5 protein-coding genes are annotated in these 4,995 nt (G+C 68.7%); 2 read left to right on the forward strand and 3 right to left on the reverse strand.

All coding sequences use genetic code 11. The annotated features are described in order from the left end of the window. On the forward strand, positions 1–931 hold a 931-nt coding region (locus tag DBR23_RS00860; RefSeq protein WP_233250207.1), incomplete at its 5' end, for a TolC family outer membrane protein. Between the two features lie 53 nt (positions 932–984). Here the strand turns inward: DBR23_RS00860 and DBR23_RS00865 are convergent. The 3 genes from DBR23_RS00865 to DBR23_RS00875 are packed head-to-tail and all read right to left on the reverse strand — an operon-like array spanning position 985 to position 4,546. Next, entirely contained in the window at positions 985–2,361 is a 1,377-nt protein-coding gene (locus tag DBR23_RS00865) for a 3-deoxy-D-manno-octulosonic acid transferase (RefSeq protein ID WP_108497000.1), read from the reverse strand. Then, positions 2,358–3,137: a carbon-nitrogen hydrolase family protein gene (locus DBR23_RS00870; protein ID WP_108497001.1), complete on the reverse strand. Its 780-nt coding sequence runs from the start codon at positions 3,135–3,137 to the stop codon at positions 2,358–2,360. The genes DBR23_RS00865 and DBR23_RS00870 overlap by 4 nt, the downstream gene beginning before the upstream one ends. Positions 3,138–3,157: 20 nt before the next feature. Next, positions 3,158–4,546 carry a phosphomannomutase/phosphoglucomutase gene (locus DBR23_RS00875; protein WP_108497002.1) on the reverse strand — a complete coding sequence of 463 codons (1,389 nt, stop codon included), beginning with the start codon at positions 4,544–4,546 and terminating at the stop codon, positions 3,158–3,160. 163 nt (positions 4,547–4,709) lie between these two features. Between DBR23_RS00875 and DBR23_RS30150 the strand changes: the two genes are divergently transcribed. Then, positions 4,710–4,995: Ada metal-binding domain-containing protein (locus tag DBR23_RS30150; RefSeq protein ID WP_304466186.1), on the forward strand; the 286-nt coding region annotated here is incomplete at its 3' end.

Here is a 4,995-nt window from a genome sequence, read left to right on the forward strand (position 1 = left end):
GCGGGTGAGCCAGGCCTACTTCGACGTGCTGGCGGCGCAAGACACCCTCACCTTTGTGCAGGCCCAGAAGGCCGCCGTGTCCGAGCAACTGGCCGCCGCCAAGCGCAATTTCGAGGTCGGTACCACCACGGTGACCGATTCGCGTGAAGCCCAGGCCCGTTACGACCTGGTGATTGCCCAGGAGATCGCCGCCGAGAACGACCTGCGCGTCAAGCGCCTGGCGCTGGACCAGCTGGTCGGCATCGCCGGCACCAAGCCGCAGCCCCTGGCACTGCCGGTGCAACTGCCCGGCGTAGTGCCGGACAACCTTGCCACCTGGGTGGACACCGCCCGCGACCAGCAGCCCGGCGTGCGCCAGGCCGCCATTGCGCTGGACATTGCGCGGCTGGAGACCAAAAAAGCCGAAACCGGGCACCTGCCCACGGTGGACCTGCAGGCAGGTTACAACGTCACGCGCAACCTGCACGGCACCATCACCTCGCCCGGCGTCACGGCCCGCAGCAATGCCGCCAGCGTGGGCGTGGCACTGAACCTCCCCCTGTTTGCAGGCTTTGCCGTGCAAAACCGCGTGAAGGAAACCCTGGCCCTCGAAACCAAGGCCGAGGCCGACCTCGAAACCGCCCGCCGCAACGTGGCCCAGGCCACGCGCGCAGCGTTCTACGGCGTGCAGTCCGGCCAGGGCCAGGTGCAGGCCCTGGAAGCGGCCGAAGCCTCCAGCCAGAGCGCGCTGGACGCCAACAAGCTGGGCTACCAGGTGGGTGTGCGCATCAACATCGACGTGCTCAACGCCCAAAGCCAGCTCTACCAGACCAAGCGTGACCTGGCCCAGGCCCGCTACAACGTGCTGCTGGGCGGGCTCAAGCTGCGCCAGGCGGCGGGCACGCTGTCGCAGCAGGACATCGAAGCGGTCAACGCACTGCTGGCCAAGTAATTGTGTCCTTGCACCCCGCGCCGGGGTGCATCCCGTGCATGAATTGCTGAAGCCTAATGCAGGCCGCCCTCGGGCTGCACCAGCGCCACAATCGCACGCGCCGTGGCCTGCGCAGCCCCTCGGTGCGTGGCCGCGAACCGGGTGGCCCGCTCGCTAGCCTGCTCATGGCCGCGGGCGTCCCCCGCCAGCGCTGCAGCCTGTGCCATTCCTTGGGCCAGGTCAGGCACCCGCTGGGCAGCCCCCGCCGCGCACGCCAGTTCCGCCGCCTCGGCAAAGTTGAAGGTGTGCGGGCCCAGCACCACGGGGCAACCGCAGGCGGCAGCCTCGATCAGGTTCTGGCCGCCCAGTGGGGCGAAACTCCCGCCCAGCAAAGCCACATCGGCCAGGCCGTAATACAACGCCATTTCGCCGATCGAGTCCCCCAGCCACACGTCAGCGGCCGCAGGTGCCGCCGCCCAGGTGCTGCGGCGCGACACCGACAGGCCGGCCCGCTGCAGCAGCTGGTGGACCTCGTCAAACCGCTGCGGGTGGCGCGGCACGATGAGCCATTGCACGGGGGGAAGATCGTCGCCAGATGCTTCACTATTGATAGCTGCCAAGGCATGATCCACTAGCGCTTGAGGCGATTTTTGCCGTATTTTTTTTTGGATCTGCTCCAGCCACATGGCCTCCTCGCCCTCGCGGCTGCTGGCCAGCAAGACCACCGGGCGGCCGGTGCGCGTGCGCCACTCGCGGCCCCGCTCCAGCAGCTGTGCGTCGGGCACCACGTCAAACTTGAGGTTGCCCAGCACACCACGCACCGGCGCGCCCATGGCCGCGAGCCGCGTGGCGTCTTCCTGCGTCTGGGCCCAGACTGCCGTCAGGCCGCCATATGCAGGCCGCGCCAGGGCTGACAGGCGCTGCGCCTTGCGCAGCGATATCTCGTTGAAGCGCGCATTGGCCAGCACCAGCGGAATGCGCCGCTGCCGGCAGCCCGCCACCAGGTTGGGCCATACCTCGGTTTCCATCAGGATGCCGATGGCCGGGCGGAACTTGCGCAAAAACCGACCCACGGCGCCCGGCGTGTCCCAGGGCTGCCACACCTGCACGTCGCCAGGCAGCAGCAGCTTTTCGCCCTCGGCCCGCCCTGTGGCGGTGCCGTGGGTGAGCAACAGGCGCATGCCCGGCAGCTGTTCACGCAACTGGGCCAGCAAGATGGCGGCGGCACGGGTTTCGCCCAGCGATACGGCATGCACCCACACAAACCGCCCCAGCGGGTCGGTGCTGCTGTGGGGCATCAGGCTGTCGATAGGGGCCGGGTAGCGGCCAAAGCGCTCTCCCACCGCGTAGGCGTAGCCCGGCTCGGCCACTGCACGGCGGCGCAGCTTGCGGCGCAGCAGCGGCTGCGCGCTCCAGGTCAGCAGCGAATACAGGGCCCGCGCGGCTTTCATGCGGGCACAGACAGGCTCAGCACACCACCCGCCCAGCCGCTGTCGCTGCGCTGTGCCCAGACGATGCAGGGCGCGTCATCCGGCGCAGCCACCACACAGCGGCCACCGGGCGCCCAGAACGCGCTGCGCCCCGCACTCACGTAGCCACCGGACGTGCCGCTGTAGTTGGCCGCGAGTACGGCCATGTCGTGGTCGCGCGCGTAGCCTTCCAGCATGGCCGATTCGGCCGCATAGGCCTTTTCAGAGATCAGCACGCCCGCCGCATACAGGGCCGCGCCCGCCCCGCGGGCCGCCTGGGCATGCTCGGGATGGGTGATGTCGGCGCACACGGCCAGTGCCGTGGGCTCGCCGGCCACCAGTTGCACCTGCGCGTCGTCCGTGCCCGCGCTGGCAAATTGTTCTTCGCTGTCGTGCAGATGGCGCTTGCGGTACAGCGCCACGCTTCCGTCCGGCCCCAGCAGCCAGGCACCAATGGCGGGCAATGCGCCCTGCTCCGCAGGCTCAGCCGGAGCACCCACCACCAGGGCCATGCCATGGCTTTGGGCGGCCTGGCGCAAGGCCAGCAGCACGGGGTGGTCGGCCGTCAGTACATGGTCTGCCATGAGCGCGGGCTCGTAGCCCATGAGCGACAGCTCCGGGAACTGCAGCAGTTGCACGCCCTGGTGGGCGGCAGCCCGCACGCAGGCCAGGTGCGCTTGCAGGTTGCGCTCCAAGTCGCCCGGCGCCGACGGCGTCTGGGCGGCAGCGACACACAAAGGGGTGGAGAGCGACAGCATCGGGCGTGCGGCAGGCAATGTCAGTGGCTGGCTGCGCCCACATGGGCGTCGGGCTTGACCCGGTGCAGCAGCGCCAGCATGGCGGCCTCGATGCGGGCCAGGGCTTCGGGCGTGTGGCCCTCAAAGCGCAGCACCAGCACGGGGGTGGTATTGCTGGCGCGGATCAGGCCAAAGCCATCGGGCCAGTCCACGCGCAAGCCATCGATGCTGCTGATGGCGGCGGGCGCGGCAAAGGTTTCTGCGGCCAGGGCCTGCAGCTCGGCCGTCAGGCGGTGCGGCTCGCCCTCGGCACAGGCCACATTCAGCTCGGGGGTCGAGAAGCTGGTGGGCAGCGCGTTCAGCACGGCGCTCGGGTCGCTGCTGCGGCTCAGGATCTCCAGCAGGCGGCAGCCGGCATAGGTACCGTCGTCAAAGCCGTACCAGCGCTCCTTGAAGAAGATGTGGCCGCTCATCTCGCCACCCAGGGGAGAGTTCGTCTCCTTCATGCGCGCCTTGATCAGCGAGTGGCCGGTCTTGAACATCACCGGCACGCCACCGGCCGCTGCAATGGCGGGCGCCAGGCGCTGGGTGCACTTCACGTCGAAGATGATCTCGCCGCCGGGCACGCGCGAAAGCACGTCTTGCGCAAACAGCATCATCTGGCGGTCGGGGAAGATGTTGGTGCCGTCCTTGGTCACAATGCCCAGGCGGTCGCCGTCTCCGTCAAAGGCCAGGCCCAGTTCGGCATCGCTGGCTTTCAGGGCGTCGATCAGGTCACGCAGGTTTTCAGGTTTACTCGGGTCGGGGTGGTGGTTGGGGAAGTTGCCGTCCACCTCCGAGAACAGCTCGATCACCTCGCAGCCCAGCGCACGGAAGATGGCGGGGGCCGACGCGCCGGCAATGCCGTTACCGCAGTCCACCACGATCTTGAGCGGCCGGGCCAGCTTCACGTCACCCACGATGCGTTCGCGGTACGCGGGCAGCACATCCACATGGCGGACCGAGCCGCCGGCCAGCAGCTGCCAGCTTTCCTGCTCCATGGTGCGGCGCAGGCCTTGGATCTCGTCACCATAGATGGCGCGGCCGTTCAGCACCATCTTGAAGCCGTTGTAGTCCTTGGGATTGTGGCTGCCGGTGACCTGGATACCACTGGTGCACAGCGTGCTGGCCGCAAAGTAGAGCAGCGGCGTGGTGACCAGGCCCACGTCGATCACCTCGATGCCCGCCTCCACCAGCCCCCGGATCAGCGCCGCCGACATGGCGGGGCCGGACAGGCGCCCATCGCGCCCCACCGCCACGGTGGTCTGCCCTTCCGCGCGTGCTGCGGTGCCAAAGGCCCGGCCCAGGCCCAGGGCCACGTCTTCGTTCAGGGTGGACGGCACGATGCCGCGGATGTCATAGGCTTTGAAGATGGCGGGGGTCGGTTGCACGCAGGGGGGCCTTTCGTGATGGGGTTGAAAAGTCCGCTGCATTGTAGGCGGCGGCCCTGGGGGTGATTGTCAGTCGATGCCTCAGGCGTGCACCCTGCCCTTGCCAAAGGCACAGGTCCGAAAACGGCCAGTGGTGCGAAGCCAGGCTCCTATGATCTGGCCCATGACCCCGACCGCCCCCCCCTCGTACACCGCCACGGATGTGGCATCCGACGAAGGCCGCTACCTGGCGCTGCAGGCGCGCGACGCGCGGTTTGACGGGCATTTTTTCACCGGAGTGACCTCCACCGGCATCTACTGCCGCCCCGTCTGCGCCGTGCGCACACCCCGGCGCGAGAACTGCCGGTTTTTTGCGCTGGCGGCGCAGGCCGAAAGCGCCGGATTTCGCCCCTGCCTGCGCTGCCGGCCGGAGCTGGCCCCCCAGGCGATGGTGTGGTCGGTGCAGGACG

This window comes from Acidovorax sp. HMWF018, from assembly GCF_003061035.1.
Taxonomy (GTDB): Bacteria; Pseudomonadota; Gammaproteobacteria; order Burkholderiales; family Burkholderiaceae_C; genus Acidovorax; species Acidovorax delafieldii.